14 protein-coding genes are annotated in these 21,819 nt (G+C 32.9%); 3 read left to right on the top strand and 11 right to left on the bottom strand.

Annotated features, from left to right (window positions below; all coding sequences use genetic code 11):
- Both LG45_RS05915 and LG45_RS05920 read left to right on the top strand, forming a co-directional pair.
- The coding region (locus tag LG45_RS05915) for a type IX secretion system membrane protein PorP/SprF (RefSeq protein ID WP_035125445.1) at nt 1–300 on the top strand (300 nt) is incomplete at its 5' end.
- Between the two features lie 55 nt (nt 301–355).
- Complete coding sequence (locus LG45_RS05920; RefSeq protein WP_035125446.1) at nt 356–871, top strand: gamma carbonic anhydrase family protein; 516 nt, start codon at nt 356–358, stop codon at nt 869–871.
- Nucleotides 872–988: 117 nt separating this feature from the next.
- Here LG45_RS05920 and LG45_RS05925 read toward each other — a convergent pair whose 3' ends face one another.
- Genes LG45_RS05925 through LG45_RS05935 form a run of 3 tightly spaced genes read right to left on the bottom strand, consistent with a single transcriptional unit; the run spans nt 989 to nt 3,945 of the window.
- The gene (locus tag LG45_RS05925; protein WP_035125447.1) at nt 989–1,906 is read right to left on the bottom strand and encodes a geranylgeranylglycerol-phosphate geranylgeranyltransferase; all 918 of its coding nucleotides are present in this window, start codon (nt 1,904–1,906) and stop codon (nt 989–991) included.
- A gap of 3 nt (nt 1,907–1,909) precedes the next feature.
- Nucleotides 1,910–2,848: a mevalonate kinase family protein gene (locus tag LG45_RS05930; protein ID WP_035125449.1), complete on the bottom strand. Its 939-nt coding sequence runs from the start codon at nt 2,846–2,848 to the stop codon at nt 1,910–1,912.
- An 8-nt stretch (nt 2,849–2,856) separates the two neighbouring features.
- The gene (locus LG45_RS05935; RefSeq protein ID WP_035125450.1) at nt 2,857–3,945 is read right to left on the bottom strand and encodes a diphosphomevalonate decarboxylase; all 1,089 of its coding nucleotides are present in this window, start codon (nt 3,943–3,945) and stop codon (nt 2,857–2,859) included.
- A gap of 84 nt (nt 3,946–4,029) precedes the next feature.
- On the opposite strand from LG45_RS05935, the gene LG45_RS05940 reads away from it, so the two are divergent.
- Complete coding sequence (locus tag LG45_RS05940) at nt 4,030–4,506, top strand: TspO/MBR family protein (protein WP_035125451.1); 477 nt, start codon at nt 4,030–4,032, stop codon at nt 4,504–4,506.
- A 69-nt stretch (nt 4,507–4,575) separates the two neighbouring features.
- Here LG45_RS05940 and LG45_RS05945 read toward each other — a convergent pair whose 3' ends face one another.
- The 8 genes from LG45_RS05945 to LG45_RS05980 all read right to left on the bottom strand — a co-directional run bounded on the left by LG45_RS05945 (nt 4,576) and on the right by LG45_RS05980 (nt 21,679).
- Nucleotides 4,576–9,264 carry a DUF7619 domain-containing protein gene (locus LG45_RS05945; RefSeq protein WP_035125452.1) on the bottom strand — a complete coding sequence of 1,563 codons (4,689 nt, stop codon included), beginning with the start codon at nt 9,262–9,264 and terminating at the stop codon, nt 4,576–4,578.
- A gap of 117 nt (nt 9,265–9,381) precedes the next feature.
- Nucleotides 9,382–12,348: a DUF7619 domain-containing protein gene (locus tag LG45_RS05950; protein WP_035125454.1), complete on the bottom strand. Its 2,967-nt coding sequence runs from the start codon at nt 12,346–12,348 to the stop codon at nt 9,382–9,384.
- A gap of 97 nt (nt 12,349–12,445) precedes the next feature.
- Nucleotides 12,446–15,607 carry a DUF7619 domain-containing protein gene (locus LG45_RS05955; protein WP_035125455.1) on the bottom strand — a complete coding sequence of 1,054 codons (3,162 nt, stop codon included), beginning with the start codon at nt 15,605–15,607 and terminating at the stop codon, nt 12,446–12,448.
- A gap of 66 nt (nt 15,608–15,673) precedes the next feature.
- Nucleotides 15,674–16,891 carry a BaiN/RdsA family NAD(P)/FAD-dependent oxidoreductase gene (locus tag LG45_RS05960; protein WP_035125456.1) on the bottom strand — a complete coding sequence of 406 codons (1,218 nt, stop codon included), beginning with the start codon at nt 16,889–16,891 and terminating at the stop codon, nt 15,674–15,676.
- A 65-nt stretch (nt 16,892–16,956) separates the two neighbouring features.
- On the bottom strand, nt 16,957–17,643 hold the full coding sequence (locus LG45_RS05965; RefSeq protein ID WP_240471826.1) for a glycerophosphodiester phosphodiesterase: 687 nt from the start codon (nt 17,641–17,643) through the stop codon (nt 16,957–16,959).
- 139 nt (nt 17,644–17,782) lie between these two features.
- Complete coding sequence (locus LG45_RS05970; RefSeq protein ID WP_035125459.1) at nt 17,783–19,435, bottom strand: alpha-amylase family glycosyl hydrolase; 1,653 nt, start codon at nt 19,433–19,435, stop codon at nt 17,783–17,785.
- Between the two features lie 8 nt (nt 19,436–19,443).
- Nucleotides 19,444–21,279: a glycoside hydrolase family 13 protein gene (locus tag LG45_RS05975; RefSeq protein WP_035125460.1), complete on the bottom strand. Its 1,836-nt coding sequence runs from the start codon at nt 21,277–21,279 to the stop codon at nt 19,444–19,446.
- A 91-nt stretch (nt 21,280–21,370) separates the two neighbouring features.
- On the bottom strand, nt 21,371–21,679 hold the full coding sequence (locus tag LG45_RS05980; RefSeq protein WP_035125461.1) for a GIY-YIG nuclease family protein: 309 nt from the start codon (nt 21,677–21,679) through the stop codon (nt 21,371–21,373).
- Nucleotides 21,680–21,819 lie beyond the last annotated feature (140 nt).

Genomic DNA, 21,819 nt, shown 5'->3' on the forward strand with positions numbered 1-21,819 from the left:
GATTTAAACGTAAAAGCATACAAGACATTAGCAACAGGAACGCTTTGGGGTGGATTATCATACAGAAGAAGTCTTGACGGTGCTCAATATATAGAAGGAAGTTCTGTTGCGGATCAAAAGCTACAATACATCACGCCAATTGTTGGGTTTAACTTTAATAATTTTATGGTGTCTTATACTTATTCTCATTTGTTAGGGAATGTAAAATTTGATACAGGAGGATTTCATCAGATCACACTTGGAATAAACTTATTCTGCAAGCAAGAGAAATATGATTGTAATTGTCCTGCGGTGAATTAAGGAATTAACAGTATCCCAATAGCAATATTGGGATTCTTTTTTATAAAAATAAATTATGATAATAAAATCAGTAAATGGGAAATCACCTAAAATTCCCGAAGATTGTTATGTTGCGGAAAATGCAACTATTGTTGGCGATGTAGAATTTGGTTCGCAATGTAGTGTTTGGTTCAATGCCGTTATTCGTGGTGATGTGCATTATATTAAAATTGGTAATAAAGTTAATATTCAAGATGGTGCCGTTATTCATGCGACGTATTTAAAACATCCTACAAATATTGGTAATAATGTTTCAATCGGGCATAATGCTATTGTTCATGGATGTACGCTTCATGATAATGTTTTAATCGGAATGGGTGCGATTGTAATGGATAATTGTGTTGTAGAAAGTAATTCTATTGTGGCTGCTGGAGCGGTTTTGACTCAGAATACCGTGGTAGAATCGGGAACTATTTATGCTGGTGTTCCTGCTAAGAAAGTGAAAGATATTAATGCTTCTGATTTTGCAGGTGAAATTGAACGTATTTCTAACAACTATGTAATGTATTCGGGTTGGTTCAAAGACGAATAGTGTTTTTGAAAATCTGAACTTTACAAAAGACATATACTATCTAGCCCTGATTGCAGCAACTACCGTGTAGTGCGGAAAGCAGGAAAACGGTTTACAAGAATTACTACTGATTCGCTCCTAAATTTTAAGCAAGTTTCTTCCGTGAATTAGTACTTCAGGATCGATAAGAACGATGCAAAAAACGCCTGAAACTACTAGAAATTTCAAGATGTTGTGTAGTCGTAAATAATCGGGTTTTGAGCTTGATTTCCAGAGATAAAGAAGAAAAAATATCAGAATTATTAAGCTCACGTAGAAATAAATATCCATGTAACCGACGTCGTAAATTTCGACTAGGAAATAAACCGGTAGTATGGTAATTACGGTAAGTAATGTGATTGTTTTTTTGGCAAACACTTCGCCGAATTTCACTGGAATTGTTTGATAATCATTGGCAATATCGCCTTTTATGTTTTCTAAATCTTTTATGATTTCTCTAATTAATAGCAGCAGAAATAGAAATGTGGCGTGTGCGAAAATTTGTGGATATAGATTTTTGTAGTACAATAAAATGGCAAAAAATGGCAAAACGGCTAGGAGTGAAGCGGTTAGGTTTCCGATGATTGGGTATTTTTTTAGTTTGTGTGAGTAGAACCAAATTAAAAAAATATAAACAGAGAAGAATAATACAGCTCTAAAGGACACTAAAAAAGCCAATAGCGCAACTATAAAATTGACCGTGAAATAGACTTGAAGTTTAGTTTTCTGACTTACTAATCTGTCTAGTTTTGATTTGTTTGGTCGATTGATTAAGTCTTTTTTACTGTCGTAGAAATTGTTGATAATGTAACCTGAGGCTATTGTTAAACCAGATGCAATTACGATTATAAATAAGTTAAAATCTAGTAATACAGACAACGCTCTTTTTTCGGGCGCCATTATAAAAATTGCTGATAAATATTGGGCTAACGCAATAATTGGGATATTGTAACCGCGAACCACAGAAAACATACTGATGATTTTCAGTAACGTGATTTTGGTTTTTCTGCTCAGCATGGTTTAGAAATTATAAACCACTTCTAGCTTGTAGTCTTTTAATGATTCTTTTGCTTTTTCTAAATCTTCTGTGAAGCCAAGAATGTATCCGCCGCCGCCAGAACCACACAATTTTAAGTAGTAATCGTTAGTGTCAATTCCTTTTTGCCAAATTCCGTGGAATTGTTCAGGGATCATAGGTTTGAAATTATTTAAAACTACTTTAGAAAGTTTTTTGGTGTTAGAAAATAATGATTTCATATCGCCACCAAGAAAGTTTTCCACACACGCGTCGGTATATTTTACAAACTGATTTTTAAGCATAGTACGGAAACCTTGATCTTTCAGATTTTCCATAAAAATGTTAACCATTGGAGCGGTTTCTCCAACAATTCCTGAGTCTAAAAGAAATACTGCTCCTTTACCATTCGTGCTTTGTGTAGGAATTCCAGTTGCTTCAATATTGTCTTTAGAGTTTATTAAAATTGGAATACTTAAATAACTATTTAATGGATCAAGACCAGAACTTTTTCCGTGGAAAAACGATTCCATTTGAGAGAAAATAGCTTTTAACTGCAGTAGTTTTTCTCTAGTTAAGTTTTCTAGAACCGTAATTTTGTTGTCGGCATATTTGTCATAGATAGCAGCAACTAATGCACCACTACTTCCAACTCCATAACCTTGTGGAATGCTAGAATCAAAATACATTCCGCGTTCAACATCGGTTTTTAGAAGGTCTAAATTAAAAGTAACCAATTCGGGTTGCTCGCTTTGAAGATTTTCTAGGTAAGTAACAAATTTTCGTAAGCTTGAATTAGATTTTATAGCTTCAACAGATGGATTTTCATCTACTTTCAAAGCGCCATTATAAAAATTGTAAGGAATTGATAAACCCTTAGAATCTTTGATGATTCCGTATTCTCCAAAGAGAAGTATTTTTGAGTAAAATAATGGTCCTTTCATATTTTTATTTAATCAATTAAAGATTGACTTCCAAATCCAATTTCATCACAAATATACTGACCATTTTGACAATAGCCAACTAATTCGTCCTTAATAAATTGCAAAGTTTCAACTCTAACGTTTTCGGGATACAAAACGTGAACATTTGCGCCAGCATCGAGTGTAAAACAAATTGGAATTTTAGTTTCATTTCTAAATTTCCAGATTTTATTAATGATTTCCAGTGTATTAGGTTTCATCAAAATAAAATAAGGCATTGAAGTCATCATCATAGCATGTAAAGTCAAAGCTTCACTTTCTACAATTTTGATAAAATCTTCTAAATTTCCATTCTCTATAACGTTTTTTATAGCTGATAAATTGTGATGTGCTTGCGCAAATCGTTGTTCGGCAAATGGATGATTGTGCATTAAATCATGACCAACTGTGCTCGAAACTTGTTTTTCGCCTTTGTCAACCAGCAAAATAGTATCTTGATAATTTTTAAAATTCGAATGAACCTCTGACGAAAATGGTACTCCAAATAAATCAGTACTTCCAGAAATTTCAGCATGATTTCCCCAAACTACAATGTTTCCTTTTACGCTTCTGCAAGCGCTTCCTGAGCCAAGTCTTGCTAAAAAAGAAGCTTTTTGATAGAAATAATCATCGGGCATTTCGGGATTTAAAAGTTTTTCCAAACTCATTATATTCATTGCCAAAGCTGCCATTCCAGATGCCGAAGACGCGATTCCTGAACTGTGAGGAAACGTATTTTGGGTATCAATTGTGAAATGAAAGGATTTTAGATACGGACAATAAACTGCAATTCGTTCAAAAAATTTTTGAATTTTTGGTTTAAAATCTTCTTTTGGTTTTCCTTCAAATAATAAATCGAATGAAAAACCATTCTTGTTTTCTTTCTTTGAAAAATCAAGTTTTGTAATTGTTTTGCAAGCGTTTAATGTAAAACTTATAGATGGATTTGCCGGAATTTGATTCTCTTTTTTGCCCCAATATTTTACAAGTGCAATATTGCTTGGTGCGCTCCATTGAAAGCTTCCGTTATTAACAGATGCTAAAGTTTCATTAAAAATAAAATCCTTTTCGGAAATCATAAAGTATAAATTTATGCAAAGATACTTAATTTTAGAAAAGTAACTTCGAGTTTGTTTACTATATTTGTATAAAAAATAAACAATATGCAAAAGATACTTCGAATTGCTTTAGTCGTTACAACCTGTTTGGTTATTGGCTATTTATCTAGTTTAGTTACAAAAGAAAGTATAATTTCATGGTATCCAACAATTAATAAGCCGGTTTTTAATCCGCCAAATTGGATTTTTGCACCAGTTTGGACAATTCTATATGTTATGATGGGAGTTGCTGGCGGAATGATTTGGAACAAACTCGAAACCGATCAAGAAAATGTAAAAAAGGCATTTACTTTTTTTATAATTCAATTAGGATTGAATGCTTTATGGTCGTATTTGTTTTTTGGATTACACAATCCGTTTTTGGCTTTAATCGAAATTATTTTACTGTGGTTGATGATTTTCGAAACGTATAATCAGTTTAAAAAGATTGATAAAATTGCGGCTTATTTGTTACTGCCTTATTTGGCATGGGTAAGTTTTGCCACTATTTTAAACGCAAGTATTTGGTGGTTGAACCGCTAAAAAAATAAACTGTAAATAAAAAATCCCGACTTATAATCGGGATTTTTTTTATACTTACTAACGAGGTTATTATTTTATAACTAATTTCTTAACTTGTTTCAAATTGTTTTCTGTTATAACTTCAACCATATAAACTCCAGACGAAAGTTCGGAAACACTGATATTGGTTTGATTCGAATTTACAGCTTCTACTTTCTTGACAACTTTTCCTAAAACATCAAAAATTACAATACTTTCAATATCCCCAGAATTAATGCTTGAACTAATTTGAACTAAATCAGTAGCAGGATTTGGATAAAGTATGAAATTACCAGAATCAAAATATAAATTGTTTAAGGTAGTTACAAATTCGGTATTGAAAGTATTGGTTACAATGGCTGGATTAGTATCAAAGAAGATATTTGCTGTATTTGGAATGATGTCTCCAATTGCAAAGCCAGGTTTTAATTTTACTTTAAATGAGATGTAACCCTTTCCTGTTGTAGAATCACTATTCGGGATTGATGGTGGTAGTTGGATATTATCAAAAGACCAAGTTAAGTTATTTGCAATTCTATCCAAAGTATAATAATGACTAGCACTAACCATTAATATAGAGGTTTCATCGATTTTGGAATCTAAAACATCAGTTATTTTAACTCTTTGAGCTGAAGCTGTTCCAGTATTTTCAAATCTGATGGTATAATACAAATAGTCATTTACTGTAAATTGATTATGTTGAATTGTTAAACCATGAGCTTCGGTTTTATCGTTGGGGTCATATGCAGCTGCAACTATTTGAGTATTGGATGCAGAATTATTTGCCAAATAAATATCAGTTGTTGGAATTGTTATTGTGGCTGTGTTAGTAAGTAAATCACCAATATTTGTAGTAGGAATAGGAGGTACTTGTATGTTAACTTCAATACTTCTAGTTTGAAAGGGTAATAAATTTGTAAAATTATATACGAATCCATTAGCTATTGGTGTTGTTTCCGATTGAGAAATTGAATTAATAGTTGTTGATGGATTGCAGTTGAAAGTTAAATTACCATTTGGAATCGTTTGATTACCATTGTTTTTATAAGTTATTTTATTTTTATAGTTTCCTCCTGCAATTGGAGCATTAATTGGTGTGATTGAAACTTCAATTTCGTCATAATTTTGTTGAATACTAATTGGAAAGAAATATTCATTGTTACCGTCTGGTTGATAATTTATATTAGAATAGGAAGGAGTTGTAACACTGTACATTGAACTGTATAATGGATTAATTGAATAGTTAAAATTGTAAGTATTATCAGTATTATAATCAAAAATATAATAAAATCCGTTAGGCGTTATAATGTTATGATTGATTCCATTATTAACTGTATAGTTGAATTGACCTAATGGGAAGTTTTGCTCTGAATTGTCTTTAAGACCATTATTATTTGTATCCAAAAATGCTGTTAATTTAAGGCCTTCACAATTTAATGAAGATGTTGAGTTTTGTAAATTAAATGTTGTCGTTCCTGGTTGATTACTAAAATTTGTCATTAATAGAATATAAATTTCACCTGCTTGAGCATCGAAAATATTTACGTATTCAATAGAACTAGTAGAAAAACTACAATCCACTATATTATTTGGTATCGCTGTATTATCATTTGGGAAATCAAAAAGAGAAGAGCAATTTCCCTGCGAAATTGGACCCCAAAGAATAAAATCTACATCTAATGGAGCTCCGGTAGTACTAACTTGAGAAATTAAAAAATTGATAGTACCAGAGGTAGCAATCTGAAATGAAAACCAAGTAGGATTGGGTGTTGCACCTAGACAGCCAATGCCATTTCCAATTGAAGAAACTCCGACGGTATTGGTATATGATGCAAATCCTAAATCACAAAGTGGAGCACTATCAATGCAAGAAGTTGTTAAAACAAATGTATTAGAACTTTTCCAAGCGCTACTATCATTGATTGCACAAATTGATCTGACCCAGAATTTATATTGTACACCTGCTGTTAGACCTGTTTTAATATAATTTGGCGAATTAACTATTACGCCTGAAGTTCCTTCATTTGGTGCGCTTGAGCTTATTGGTAATACAATAACTTCCCATGAATTGGCTAAACCTTGCTCAGTCCAAGATAAAGAAGCTGATTGAGAATTTATTTGTAGGATAGTTAAATTTGTTGGTTTTAAACATGTAGGTTGAGGTGTACATGTTATGTTTGCTGTCCAACCAGAATTGCTATTAAAATTATCAGATGTAAAGACAAATGTAAGACACCCATTTGCAGATGAAGCTGCAATTTGTGGAGGTAAATTTAAACCAGAATAGGTACCTAAAAGTGGTGCAGAAGTACTATTGCCATCATATACTTTTAGTAAATCAACATCGTTTTCAGTTGCAAATGATGTAAATGTAACTTCAACTTGTTCTCCTGTAACCGTTGGACAAATTGTCCAAGTTGTATTTGTATTATTTAAATAATTATTCGAAGAACCACCTGCGTCTAAAAACGTTCCTCCGCATACAGGTGGAGCAATCAACGTATTAATAGTTTTTGGACCTGACCAATTACTTAAATCATTTTCTGAACATATGCTTCTTATATATATATCATAACATGTGTCAGGATTTAAACCATTTAACACAAATGGATTTGTTTGTGCTGTAATCCAACCATTTACTGTATTTGTTGGAAATGGTGAGCCACACGGCAAAGCTAATACTTGCCATGAGGTAGCCGTTCCTGTTTCATACCAATTTAAATTAACAGAACTCTGTGTAATCGCTGATGTAATAAATGATTCAGGTTTTGGACAAGTTAAAGGACCGCATGTTATATTCGATGTCCATCCAGATGTATTAATAGCCGAGCCGCTTCTGAATCTAAAAGTTAGACATCCATCTGTACTTGTTGATGTAAATGAACCTGGATTAGTTGTTCCCCAATAAGCTCCAGCTATTCCACCAGGAACTGATCCTGCAGGGTTTCCACTAGAAAAAAGAGGTGCAGAAGTGGAATTTCCGTTATGTATGTATAATCCATCGGCGCTTGTTTGGGTATTAAAACTTGTAAATGTTACTGTAACAACTTCACCTGGAACTTCTGGGCATATGGTTGTTATGCTGTTAGAATTATTAGAATAATTACTCGATACTCCGCCAGGATCTGAAAAAGTTCCACCACATACTGAAGGAGCAATTAATGTTGTGCCAGATATCGGTGAAGACCAATCACTAAAATTAGTTGAAGTGCATGCAGCTCTAACATATAATTTATAGCATGTATCAGGATTTAATCCAATTATTGTATAAGGATTTGAATTTGCTGTTATCCATCCAGTTGTTGATGAATTTGGTTCTTCACTATTACAAGGTAAAGCTAGTATTTGCCATTGAGAAGCAGAATTTGTATTTGTCCAACCTAAAGTAATAGAAGTTGTAGTAATGTTAGATTTTATTAACGAAATTGGTTTAGAACAACTAGGAGGAATGCCACAAGTTACATTTGCAGTCCAACCTGGAGCAGGTATTGAAGCACTGCTTCTAAATCTAAAAGTTAAGCAGCCATCGGGACTTGAGGATGTAAACGAACCTGGATTAGTTGTTCCCCAAAACGATCCAGCCAGTGATCCAGGAACATTACCTGATGGGTTTTCACTTGTAATCTGAGATGCATTTATAGAGTTTCCATTAAAAACGTAAAGGCCATCAAAAATAGCTTCTGTATTAAAATTTGTAAATGTTACAGTTACAGTTTCCCCAGTGTTTTCAGGGCAGATTATTGTTGTAACATCAGAATTATTTGAATAATTTGCATTTACACCTCCAGTATCAGAAAAAACATCTCCACATGATGGTGGTTCTATCTGAGTAGTAAAAGTTGAAGAACTAACCCAATCACTAGCAAGTCCATCTTCACACAATGATCTTACATAATATTTGTATGTAGTATTTGGAGTTAATCCAGTTGCTATGAATGGTAAAGTTCCATTATAAATAATTCCAGTTCCTGAAGGACTATCAGTTTCCGGGATTATTTCTATTTCCCAAGAAGAGCTTCCACTAGGATTGTCCCATGATAAATTAGCTTGATTAAATAAAATACCTGATGCTGTCAGAGCAGATGGATTTAAACATTTTGGAGAAATCCTAACATTATCTAATAACCATCTATCACCACCAAGTGTTGAAGTGGTTTGGGTAAATCTCCTAACAAAAGAAATATAAACTTGCGGTCCAAAATCGGTTGGAATGTCAACTACTTTTTCTGTATATATGTTAAAAGGATTTTGAACGCCATCAATAGTAGTCGTTAATTCATTTTCATTATATTCAACTAAAATAGTATATGCCGCTGGGTTAGTTGGAGATGCAGTTGCTGGTGCAATTTTTATTTGATATAATGTTTCCTGATTTCCATTTGTGAATGTGCGGGAAAAAAAACGAAGTTGACCATTTGGAGGAATAGTAACCAATGGAGTAGTTAAGTAATCTTCAGATGTGGTGTTAATTGTTAATAGTTCTCTGTTGACATATGCTGCATTAGAGCCTGCATAAACTAGTGGCGGTGTACTAACTGTGTTATTGATTTGCCATCTTTGAGCAAGACCTATCCCATTGTCAAAAACTGACCAATTTCCACTTTCTAATGTCCATGTTGTAGCTGGTGCTGTACTTGGACCAGTAGTGTTTTCAAATCCTTCAAAGAAAGTAGTTTGCGAATGTCCTGTAAAAATTAAGAAAAATAATGCATAAAAAGTTAGAAGTAATTCTTTTTTCATGGTAGGTTGGGTTTAATAGGATTTCAAAAATAACAATTTTTCTGACATAAAATCTGATGACAATAAAAAAACCCGATGCGTTATAATGAATCGAGTTTAATTTTTTTTGCAATATAATTACTTAATAACTAATTTTTTAACTTGTTTCAAATTGTTTTCAGTTATAACTTCAACCATATAAACTCCCGATGAAAGTAGAGAAACATTGATATTAGTTTGATTCGAATTTACAGCTTCAACTTTTTTCACAATTTTTCCTAAAACATCAAAAATGGTTACATTTTGAATAGTTTCAGAATTGTTTTTCAAACTAATTTGAATTAAACCATTTGCAGGATTTGGGTAAACGATGAAATTACCAGAATTAAAATCCAAATTATTTAAAGGAGCAACAAATTCAGTGTTGAATGTATTTGTGATAATTGGCGGATTGTAATCAAAAAATATACTTGCTGTATTTGGTATAATATCTCCGATTGCATATCCTGGATTAGGCTTAATTCTATAACTAACAAATCCGTGACTTAGCGTAGAATTTTGTGAAGTTGGAGGTAAATCAATATCATAGAAAAACCAAGTTAATTTATTGTTTTCTCGTTTCAAATCATAATTATGACTTGAGCCAATCATTTCTATTGTGCTCGGATTAAGTTTATTACTCAACAAGTTTTCAATTCTAATAAACTCTGCATTTGCAGTTCCAGTATTTTCAAATGTTATAGTGTAATTTAAATAATCATTTGAAGTAAAATTATTTATAGGAATTTCTGGCCCATGCGATTCATACACTTCATTTGGATCATACGAACCAATAACGGTTTGTGTTAAAGTATAGCTGTTGTTTTCGGGATAAATGTCATTAGAAATAGGAGTAATGCTTGAAGAAACTGTCAATAAGTCACCTAGATTCACCGTTGGAATTGTAGGGGTTTGTAAATTTATTGCAATCATTCTCATTTCTTGTGGAGCCAAATTGGTGTAATTATAAGTAAAACCATTTGCTGTAGAAACCGTTCCAGATTGACTGATGCTATTGATTGTTTCTAAATTATTTTTAGTAAACGTAATAGTTCCGGTAGGAATTGTTACTTGCGAATAATTAAAATAATTTATATATACATTTCTTGAAAAACCTGGTCGTGGACTTTCCGCTGAAATATATTCTGAAACATCAGTGTAAGATGCAATATTACTTACAGGAAAGTATAAATTTGTTGTTCCTGAAACAGTATCAACTGTAACATTGTTATAACTTGTTGTGCATGTATAATATGGTGAGAAAATATTTTGAATAGAAAAATTTACATTGTAAATATTACTTGAATTTAGAACAGGAATTGTAATAACTCCATCACTTGACGAAGAATATAAAGGAGTAGAGCCATTTACGGTATAATTAAAGTTGCCCAAATTAAAATTAGTTTCTGTTGCTTCTTTAATTCCGTTTCCGTTGCTATCTAGAAACGCTGTTGCAATAATAGAATAGGTGCAAGTAGCAAAATAAGAACAATCAAAAGTACAAATTGAACTCACTTCACTCCATGGAGAAAATTCATTTGTATCACAATAACTTCTAATATATATATCATAACATGTATTAGGTGATAGACCAGAAACTACAAAAGGTGTATAATTTGCGTTGATAAAACCAGTAGAGGATTCAGTTGGTTCGGGAGAATTATGTGGTAATGTCAGTATTTGATAGCCCGAATAAATGTATTCATCCCAACTAACATTTATAGAAGTTGGATTTACATTGGAAACTGTTACATTCGTTGGAGTTTCAATCGTGCATGGTGGTGGACCACAAGTTACATTTGCTATCCAACCAGAATTTGTTATTGTTGCGTTACTTCTAAATCGAAATGTTAAACAACCATCAGGAGTTGAAGATGTAAATGGTCCGGGAATAGTTGTTCCCCAATATCCACCAGCTAAACCTCCTGGAACATTTCCTCCTCCGTTTGTACTTGAAATTTGTAAGCCAGCTACTGTTGACCCATTAAAAACATACAAAGCATCGTTATTACTTTCAATATCAAAAGAAGTAAAAGTAACAGAGACCACATCGCCTGGAGTAGTTGGACAAATAGTTATATTTGAATTCTCGTTATTACTGTAATTTGCCGATGCTTGTCCAGAGTCTAAGTAGTTTCCTCCGCAACTTGGTGGTAAAAATGTAGTAGTTACATTAATTGATGAAGACCACAAACTAAAATCATCTAGCGTACATACAGATCTTATATAAAAAGTGTAACAAGTACCAGGACTTAATCCTGTCAAAGTAAAAGGATTTGTGGGTGCTAAAACCCATCCAGTTATAGTTGAAGTTGGTGCTGCCGATCCACATGGTAAAGCTAAAATATCCCAAGATGTAGCAGTTCCATTTTCATTCCATGATAGGTCAACTGAAGTAAATGTTACATTACTAATGTTTAAACTTGACGGAGTTGGACAAGTTATTTCTAAGCTTACATCATCAATTAGCCATCGATCACCAGATATAGCATCATCTGGTTGTGTCTGTTTTTTGACAAACGCTATGTATCCTTGTTGACCAATATAGAATGATGGAATTTCAATAACTTTCTCAGTGTAAATATTAAAGACAGTTGAAAGTTGTTCTTCTGTAAATTCTGCTATAGTTACATATGAGGTTGGATCAGTTGGTGAGCTAATAGCTGTTGAGATTTTAATTTGATAAATTGTTCCCTGATTTCCATTAGTAAAAGTTCGATTGTAAAAGCGTAAAATTTGATTTGGAGCGAAAGGGATTAATGGTGTTGCCAAATAATCTTCAGAGGTGTTTCCAGTACCTATTTCTTCTCGATTTATATATGCAGCATTTTCACCAGTCCTTACCAATGGCGGAGTTGCTATACCACTATTTATCTTCCATCGCTCTGTAAGTCCAACACTATTTTGAAAAACATGCCAATTTCCACTTCCCAATGTCCATGTTGTAGATGGTGCAGCACTTGGGCCAGTTGTGTTTTCAAATCCTTCAAAAAAAGTAGTTTGAGAATTTCCAATAAAACTTAAAAGAAATAAAGTAAAAAAAGAGAAAAGTAGTTGTTTTTTCATGAGCTAAAGTTTTCTATTTCAAATATAAACAATTAAAAATAAAAATGCAGACTCAAAATTTGAATCTGCATTTTATTTGTTTTATTTATTGATACAATTATTTTATTACTAATTTCTTAACTTGTTTAAGCTTATTTTCAGTGGCAACTTCAACCATATAAACTCCAGACGAAAGATCTGAAACATTGATGTTAGTTTGATTCGAATTTACAGCTTCTACTTTTTTGACAACTTTCCCTAAAACATCAAAAATCACTATACTTTCGATATTTCCTGAATTAGTATTCAAACTAATCTGAACTAAATCAGTTGCTGGATTCGGATAAAGTAAGAAATTACCAGAATTAAAATCCAAATTATTTAATGCAGCTACAAATTCAGTATTGAATGTATTGGTTACAATAGCCGGATTGGTATCAAAAAAGATATTTGCAGTATTTGGGATGATATCTCCAACTGTAAAACCTGGTTTTAATTTTACTTTAAAGAACACATATCCTTTACTCAATTCAGCATTTGCTAATGCTGGAGGCAAGTTTATAAAATTAAAATTCCAAGTAATTAAATTACCAACACGCGTCATGTAATAAGAATGACTTGCACTAACAATTCTAATACTGGTTTCGTCTAATTGTGCATCGAGTAAATCTTCAATTCTAACAGAAATAGCATTTGCAGTTCCTTCATTTTGGAAACGAATTGTGTAATATAAATAGTCATTTGCTGCAAATTGATTGAATTGTATTTTCTCGCCATGCGATTCCATTTTGTCGTTTGGATCATAAGACGCTACAACAATTTGGGTGTTATTTGATAAATTATTTGTCGAATTAATATCACTGGAAGGCGTTGAAATTGATGCACTGTTGGTTAATATATCATCAATATTCACCACTGGAATTGCAGGAACACTCATCGAAACATTTATAAATCGTGATTCATAAGGTTGTAAATTTGAAAAATCATAAGTAAATCCTGTTGCCGTAGAAATACTTCCTGGAACTGAAACAGTGTTAATCATTACATTAGGATCTTTAGTGAAACTTATTTGTCCGCTAGCAGGAGCGATTCCTAAGTTTTTATAAACAACTTTGTTTGTATAATTAAATCCTGGAACTGGTGGGGTTGTTGGAACCAAAGAAACAGTCACGTCATTATAAGGATTTGTCAAAGTTATTGGAAAATATAAGGTTTGCGTTCCGCTGCCAACAGCAATCGAAATATCATTGAAATTTGTAGTTCCCGACGAATAATATCCAGCATATTCTGTATCTAATGAATAACTAAAATCATAAGTATTTGCTGGATTCGAATCATAAATAGTATGTTCTCCAAAAGGTGAATAAATTGAACTTGAAGCACCAGCATTATTTTGTTGAGAAACAAATGAACCATAAGAGAAATTTACTTCTCCAGTTTCTTTAATGCCATTGTTATTTGAATCTACAAATGCAACAAGATTGATTTTATCATAACATTGTGGCGGTCCTGAGGTGAAACTACCAGCTTTAATAAATACAGCAGAATCATAAGCAGTGTCACTTCTATCTGCTACAACTAATTTAATATGATAAGGATGATTTGGTATAATTACAGATGAAGCGGTCATTTCTGTAGTTTGACCATTAAAGTTTGTTGCAGATGAATAAATATTTGCACCTTCATTTGAAGTGCCGAAAAAACCTTCGTTTACAGAATTACACGCATTATTTAAAATATTATCTCTTATTGTAACGACAGAAACAGGAGTAGAAGTTCCAGGAACGACGGCTAAATTAGTTGTAACTCCTGTTACTAAATCCGTCAGCAAGAAAGCAAAAGCATCTGAAAAAGTACATTGAAAAGTTCCGTATTCATCAGAAGCAAATAGAAAATTAAAACTCATAAATTCATTCAAACTGGTGAAATCAAATTCAAGCTTGGTTGCATTTTTAGAATTCATTGCTTGACCAGTTGCTGTAGTAATAATAGCTTCTAATTGAGAATCGCCTGGCCAAGTAGATATTCCATCACTTAAAATAGAAGTATTCGGTCCAGCGACATTGTTGACATTTCCTGTAGAAAGAACAACTCCTGAAGAAAGCGGAAAAGTCGGATTTGAATTAGTAAAATATCCAATTCCGTTAGTTGAACCAAAATTAGTTCCAGTACTTGAGGTTACATTTGAAATTGTAATACAGGAATTATTGATTAAAACATTTGAAACTAATTGTTCATTTGTGTACAAAGTTGAGTTTGTTGTTAACGGTGGCAAAGTATTGTATGCCGAAAAAGAATAACCCGAAGACCAAGTACTAGTTACAGTAGTAGTACAAATAGTGCGAATATAAAATTTATAAGTTGTTCCAATAGTTAAACCAGTCGCGGTATAAGAATTTTGATTTACAATTGTTCCAGTTGAGGTACTTGTTGGTGCAGGCGCAGTACTTGGCAATGTAATTACTTCCCATTGCGATGCATTCGATGTCCAATTAATTGTTGCTGTTGTGCTGGATACGCCATTTGTTGTAATAGCAGTTGGAATGCCACAATTTGGAACTATAAAAGAATTAGATGGATTAGACCAATTACTTGATGTGGTTGCGTCACAGATTGCTCTTACATAAGCTCTATAACTTGTTCCAGAGGTTAAACCCGTTGCAACATATGGATTTGATGAAGTTATTACACCAGTCGCAGTTGCCGCCGGAGCAGCGGCAGCTGAAGGTAAAAAAAGTACTTCCCATTGTGTAGCAGCTGAATTATCGGTCCAGCCAAAAGTGGGCCCACCATAAACTAAATTTGAAACAACTAAATTAGTTGGTTTAAAGCATCCTGTTACAGTACCACAAACAACATTGGCAGTCCAACCTGGGTTTTCAAGTGAATTATCTGAGACAAATCTAAAGGTCAAACATCCGTCAGGACTTGTAGAGCTAATTATTTCGGGAATTGAAGTTCCCCAAAAAGCACCAGGTAAATTACTTGGAGCTGACCCAGCAGGGTTTGTACTAGAAATTTGCGGCGATGCAGTAGAGTTTCCGTTGTAAATGTAAAGCCCATCATAGTTTGGTTCAGTATTGAATGATGTAAAAATTACATTAACCATTTCGCCTGGTACCGTTGGGCAAATTGTTACAGTGTAGTCAGTATTTGAGGCATAGTTAGCATTTGGTCCTGCAGGATCTGTAAATGCGCCTCCACAAGTTGGAGCTTGAGCATGTCCGATAAAGCCTAGGAAAAATAATGCAAAAAGACTTAAAAGTAGTTGTTTTTTCATATTTGGTTTGGTTATAGGATTCCAAATATAGTTTGATTTTAAACAACTTACAAATAAATGGTGAGATTATTTTGATGTAATTGCCTCAGCTATAATAAATCCGCCAGTCCAAGCATTTTGAAAATTAAATCCGCCTGTGATGGCATCAATGTTTACAATTTCACCAGCAAAAAATAAATTTTCGAGCAATTTACTTTCCATGGTTTTGAAGTTGATTTCTTTTAAATCGATTCCTCCAGCAGTTACAAACTCCTCTTTAAAGGTGCTTTTTCCGTTTACTTGAAATTGTCCATTAGTAAGTTGATTGGCTAAATTGTGTAATTGATTTTTAGACAAATCAGCCCACTTTATTTCTTCTGAAATTTCTGAAGCCAAAACCAAACTCTCCCATAATCGATTCGGAAAGTCAAAAGGTGATTTCTTTGAAACTGCTTTTTTAGAATGTTCTAATTTAAGTTCTTTGAGTTTTTCTAGAGTTTCCTCAAATGTTAAATCGTTTAACCAATTCACTTCCAAAATAAATTGATAATTTTTATCAGCCAAAATTCGTGCACCCCAAGCCGAAAGCCTTAAAATTCCTGGTCCAGACATTCCCCAATGCGTAATTAATAATGGTCCTGAGGATTCAAGTTTAGTGTTTTTAACTTTTACAGATGCAAAGGCCGACAAACCCATCAAATCTTTAATACGATTGTCTTTTATATTAAAAGTAAAAAGTGACGGAACGGCTTCAATAACAGAATGACCAATTTCGGTAAGCATTTCCCAAATTTTTGGATTACTTCCAGTCGTCATGACTAATTTCTGACAGGCAAAAGTCTCTGAATTGGTTTCAACTTTCCAATAATCTTCTGCTTTAAAAATCGATTGAACGCTTTGATTTGTTAAGACATCAATTCCAAGTTTTTTTGTGGCATTTGTAAAACAATCGATAATAGTTTGTGATGAATCGGATATTGGAAACATTCTTCCGTCGTCTTCAATTTTGAGTTCAACGCCATGTTTTTCAAACCATTCAATAGTATCTCCAGAACAAAATTGATGAAAAGGTCCGCGAAGTTCCTTCTCACCACGCGGATAAAATTTGACTAAATCATTCGGTACAAAACAGGCGTGTGTAACATTGCATCGTCCGCCACCAGAAATTCTAACTTTGGTTAAAACTTCTTTACCTCGTTCGAGAATGGCAACCTTTAATTTGGGATTTTTCTCAACTATATTAATTGCTGTAAAAAATCCTGCTGCACCTGCGCCAACTATGATTATATCGTATTTTGAATTCATTTATTTAGAAAGTCTTTGACAAAGTTTTAATTTCTGACAAAGATAAACTTTTAAAATACTAAATATTAATGCAATCGTTCAGGATAATTGCAAAAAATTCCGTCAACACCTAAACGAATCATTTTCTTAATTGTATCTGGATCATTGACTGTGTAAGTATAAATTTTAAAACCTTTTTTATGAATCAGCTCAATATTTTCTGATGTTAAAGTTTTATACCATGGATTAATGCTTTGAGCATTTAATTTTTCCGCAATATTTATTGCTTCAAGTGGGTTTTCTTCTGTCAAAATTCCAATGGAAATTGCAGTGTCAAGTTGTCTATAATTTTCTAATTCCTCCCATAGAAAACTTGAAATAGTAAAATTATTTTTTGTCCATCCTTTTTCATAAAAAGTAGTAAGAATATCAAAAACAGGTTTAGCAGTTTTACTTCCTTTTAATTCAATGTTTAAAGGAGTTTTTTTATTTATGGTGGAAATTACATCTTCCAAAAGAGGAATTTTATGATTTCCTTTTACAATTACTTTTTTAAGGTCTTCCCAATTATAATCTTCTATTTTTCCTTTAGCATTAGTTAAACTATCCAATAATTCGTCATGAAAAACTACGACTTCGCCAGATTTTATTACAAAAACGTCAATTTCAATCATGTCAACATCAAGTTCCAAAGCCTTTTTGATTGAGGAAATGGTGTTTTCAGTTTCGTGTCCCATTGCACCTCGATGTCCAATATTTAGTGGTTTTTTCATCACGTTACATTGTGTAAATAGAAATGAAATTAAAAATAAACAAGAGATTTTCGTCATGATCAATTAGTTTTATAATTACTATTTCAAAACTAATTTGTTGAAAATTATTGGTTTAGATTTTAATGTTATAATATTGTTATTAAATTTTCTCTAGCAAAATAATTCCAAATTCTGAATCAATAAGAACTTTTCCATTAATAACTTCTGATGTTTTTCCAGAATAGGCATCTTTAACTTTAGTTCCGTTTTCGAAAATTGTTCCAACAGAAATTTCTTTATTTCCAATGGGAAAATCCAATCCAACTAACACTTTATCAGTAAAATTGGCTTGAGAATATTCACGACTGAAAACATAAGGTGAAGTTGTTATTTGTTTATGAATTCCGGCACCAACTGCTGGATGATTTCTTCTAAATTGACCTAATTTTTGCCAATGCAAATTGATTTCTGCTGTTTTAGGATTGTTTTTTAAATCATCCCAATTCATAAACGAACGCAAAGTTGCGTCGCCTTGGGTGCCTTCAATGTCTAAAGAACGTGCCAATTCATCGCCATAATATACTTGTGAAATTCCTGGCGCAAGTAATAATTTGGTTCCAGATTCGAATGTTTTTTCACGTTTTTTATCAAATGGCCAGCCGTCATCATGAGACGAAACATAATTCATAACCGTATTTCCTTTTAAGTCATTTTGAAGGATAGTTGAGTATTTTGAAAACAAGGATTCGTAGTCCATTTTGGCTTCATTTCTAAAATCAAAATTGATTAGACCAGTAAAACCATTAGCGTAATAATCGACTTTTTTATCTCCAAAATCGTAAATTCTTTTATTTCCAATGTTGTAGCCATACACTTCTCCAACGGTAAAAAACGGATTGTTATCCAGAACTTTTTTTGGATTTTTAGCTTTAAATTCGGCGAAAGCTGCATCACAAACTTTCTTGAAATCGGCCCAAACATCTTCTGTAGTGTGTTTTGCAGTATCAACTCGATAGCCGTCAATTCCGTAATCCACAATATAATCGGAAAGCCATTTCATTATATAGTATTTTGGCGCACGAGGATAATTTGTTCTAGCAAAAAATGCGTTTAATTCGGCTATTTCTTCTTCGTAACGACCTTCTTTTTTCCATTTTTCGACTAAAAATGGAGGTAATTCTACTGCTTGGTTGCTTTCGGTTTTTACATCGGGAAGATTTTCAACCAAGGTGCAAGCAATCGTATTTTCATAATTGTTGTATTGACATTTTGGTGAAGTTCGAACCCAATCACTTGGGAAAACTGAATCTTCAGATGTAACTGGTCCAGTATGATTGATAACCGCATCTAGCATAATTCTAATTCCTTTAGCATGTGCTTTTTGAACTAACTCAGCTAAGTCCTTTTTGGTTCCGAAATTTGGATCTAATGAGCTCCAATCTCGTGTCCAATAACCGTGAAATGCATACGAAAAACCTGTTCCTTCATCAACACCATCGTGAATTTGCTCCACAATTGGTGTCATCCAAATTACATTTATCCCTAAATTTTCGAAATAACCTTCATCTAATTTTTGAATAATTCCACGGATATCGCCACCTTCAAATCCGCGTAATTTCCCAGTTGATTTGTTTCTGTTGTAGTTGACATCGTTGGTTTTGTCGCCATTATTAAATCTATCGGTTAGTAGAAAATAAACGTTGGCACTTTCCCAAACGAAAGGTGCTTTAGTTTCTTTTGATGCTGTTTCTTTTGTTGATTTACAACTTGAGAAAAGTGTTATAATTGCTATGAAGAACAATAGTTTTTTCATTATTTGTACTATTTTAATTCCAAAATTAAAACTGATTTTCCTTCAATTTGAATGTCATTTTTTAAATCAAATGATTTATCTGTTAGAATATCTTTTCCAGAGTTGTATTTTGAAATATTTTCTTGAAATCTATTTGTTTTGAATGTTTTCGATTCTGGACTGTTGTTAATCACTACCATTACGCTTTCTAAATCATTGTGTCTAAAATAAACATAAACATTATTTTCTGGAATATAATGAGTAGTTTTTCCTGTATGAATAACCGATTTTGTTTTTCTCCATGTAAATAATTTTGATGAAAAATCGAAGAATTTTGCTTGTTCTGCTGTTCTTCCTGATTTAGTGAAAGCGTTATTTGCATCACCATTCCATCCGCCAGGAAAATCTTTTCTGATATCGGCATCGCCCAATTTGTCTTTGTTTCCAGCCATTCCAATTTCTGAACCATAATAAATTTGAGGAATACCACGAACAGTTGCAATTAAGGTCATTGCCATTTGGTATTTCTTAAAATCGTTTTTGTAAATTTCGTTGAAACGTTGCGTGTCGTGATTTTCTGCGAAAACCAATAATTTATTCGGATTTGGATACAAGAAATCATTGGTGAAATTCTCGTATGCTTTTATCATTCCTTTATCCCATGAACCATTGTCTTCATTGAACATCGAACTTATAGCATCGTGCAAAGTAAAATCCATAACACTTGGCAAGTACGAATTGTAGTTTTGAATTGCTCCAATTTTACTATCTTTTTGCCAATAGGCCATTTGCGCTTGATCGTGCATCCAAACTTCTCCAACAATGTTGAAATTTGGGTATTCGTCTGTAATTGCTTTAGTCCATTTAGAGATTCCTTCTTTGTCGTTGTAAGAATACGTGTCGACTCTAAATCCGTCTAAATCGGCATACTCAATCCACCAAATTGCGTTTTGTGTTAGGTAATTTAAGACTAATGGATTAGATTGATTTAGATCGGGCATTGATGGAACAAACCAACCATCCATACAATTTTTTGTGTCAATTGCTGATGCATTGGTGTCGAATTGCGTGGTCATTCTGTAGTTAGATTGTGAATAACCCGGAAATTGATGAATCCAATTGTAAGTTGGTAAATCTTTGTACATCCAGTGTTTCCAACCCCAATGATTGGTAACATAATCCATGATGTTTTTCATACCGCGTTTGTGTAATTCGGCACTTAATTTCACATAATCTTCGTTAGTTCCATATCTTGGATCGATTTTATAAACGTCTGATTGACCGTAACCGTGATACGAATGTCTTTCGTCGTTATCTTCGTTTAATGGTGTTGGCCAAAGTGCAGTTGCGCCTAATTCTTTTAGATAATCTAGATTTTTTATAATTCCGTCAATGTCGCCACCATGTCTTCCACCAGGAAGTTCACGATTTCCTTTTTCTGTGACTGATTTATCGCTGTCGTTGTTTGGATTTCCGTTTGCGAATCTATCGGGCATTATTAGATAAATAACATCAGAAGCATCGTAACTTTTTCGCAAAGCTGAGTTTTCTCTACGTGTTTTTAAAGAATAATTTTGTGTGAAAGCTACTTTTTTGTTTTTTGAAAAAGAGAAAACAAAATCTTGAGCTGCTGTATTTTTAGTATTGATTGTTACGAAAACGTAGTTAGGGTTTTCGGTTTTTTGGATGCTTTCTATTACCATTGAATTGGATGTAGTTATATCATATTGCGCAATATTTTTTCCGTAGAACATAATTTGCACATTTGATAATTTCATATCTGACCACCAAAATGGAGGTTCAACACGTTCTACTTGAGCGAAAAGTGATGTTGTAAAAAGTAGTAGTAATAAGATTTTTTTCATTGTAGTTGTGGTTTCTTATTGGTTTGCTGAAACGAGTTTGACATGACAAATTATGCGGTTTTGTCAATCTGAACTTGTTTCAGATTCTATTTTATTCTTTAGTTTTTAATTTCCACAAGTCCTCCCAGTTAGGATTACTTTCTTCAATTAAATTTATTTTCCATTGACGATGCCAATTTTTTAGTTGTTTTTCTCTGCCAATTGCATCATCGATGTATTGAAATTCTTCAAAATAAACTAATTTGAATAATTTATATTTTGAAGTGAAAATACTTCCATTCCCACTTGAATGTCTTTCCATTCTATCATCAATTCCACCAGTTACACCAATATATAACGTACCATTTGGCTTATTTGTAACTATGTAAACCCAATAATTATGATAGACTCGATTTGGCATGTAAGAAATATAAATTTAATTTATCGTGATGCTGAAACAAGTTCAGCATGACAAGCGATGTGCTATTGTCAATCTGACCTTGTTTCAGATTCTGTTTATTTTAATTATATTTTATTGAGATGCTGAAACAAGTTCAGCAT

The organism is Flavobacterium aquatile LMG 4008 = ATCC 11947, assembly GCF_000757385.1.
In the GTDB taxonomy this organism is placed as follows: Bacteria; Bacteroidota; Bacteroidia; order Flavobacteriales; family Flavobacteriaceae; genus Flavobacterium; species Flavobacterium aquatile.

Bases quoted from the DNA above. Each gene is read 5' to 3' on its own strand.
- LG45_RS05950 (WP_035125454.1), bottom strand. From the start codon at position 12,348: ATGAAAAAACAACTACTTTTCTCTTTTTTTACTTTATTTCTTTTAAGT.
- LG45_RS05940 (WP_035125451.1), top strand. From the start codon at position 4,030: ATGCAAAAGATACTTCGAATTGCTTTAGTCGTTACAACCTGTTTGGTT.
- LG45_RS05930 (WP_035125449.1), bottom strand. From the start codon at position 2,848: ATGAAAGGACCATTATTTTACTCAAAAATACTTCTCTTTGGAGAATAC.
- LG45_RS05925 (WP_035125447.1), bottom strand. From the start codon at position 1,906: ATGCTGAGCAGAAAAACCAAAATCACGTTACTGAAAATCATCAGTATG.
- LG45_RS05960 (WP_035125456.1), bottom strand. From the start codon at position 16,891: ATGAATTCAAAATACGATATAATCATAGTTGGCGCAGGTGCAGCAGGA.
- LG45_RS05970 (WP_035125459.1), bottom strand. From the start codon at position 19,435: ATGAAAAAACTATTGTTCTTCATAGCAATTATAACACTTTTCTCAAGT.
- LG45_RS05935 (WP_035125450.1), bottom strand. From the start codon at position 3,945: ATGATTTCCGAAAAGGATTTTATTTTTAATGAAACTTTAGCATCTGTT.
- LG45_RS05965 (WP_240471826.1), bottom strand. From the start codon at position 17,643: ATGAAAAAACCACTAAATATTGGACATCGAGGTGCAATGGGACACGAA.
- LG45_RS05920 (WP_035125446.1), top strand. From the start codon at position 356: ATGATAATAAAATCAGTAAATGGGAAATCACCTAAAATTCCCGAAGAT.
- LG45_RS05980 (WP_035125461.1), bottom strand. From the start codon at position 21,679: ATGCCAAATCGAGTCTATCATAATTATTGGGTTTACATAGTTACAAAT.
- LG45_RS05975 (WP_035125460.1), bottom strand. From the start codon at position 21,279: ATGAAAAAAATCTTATTACTACTACTTTTTACAACATCACTTTTCGCT.
- LG45_RS05945 (WP_035125452.1), bottom strand. From the start codon at position 9,264: ATGAAAAAAGAATTACTTCTAACTTTTTATGCATTATTTTTCTTAATT.
- LG45_RS05955 (WP_035125455.1), bottom strand. From the start codon at position 15,607: ATGAAAAAACAACTACTTTTAAGTCTTTTTGCATTATTTTTCCTAGGC.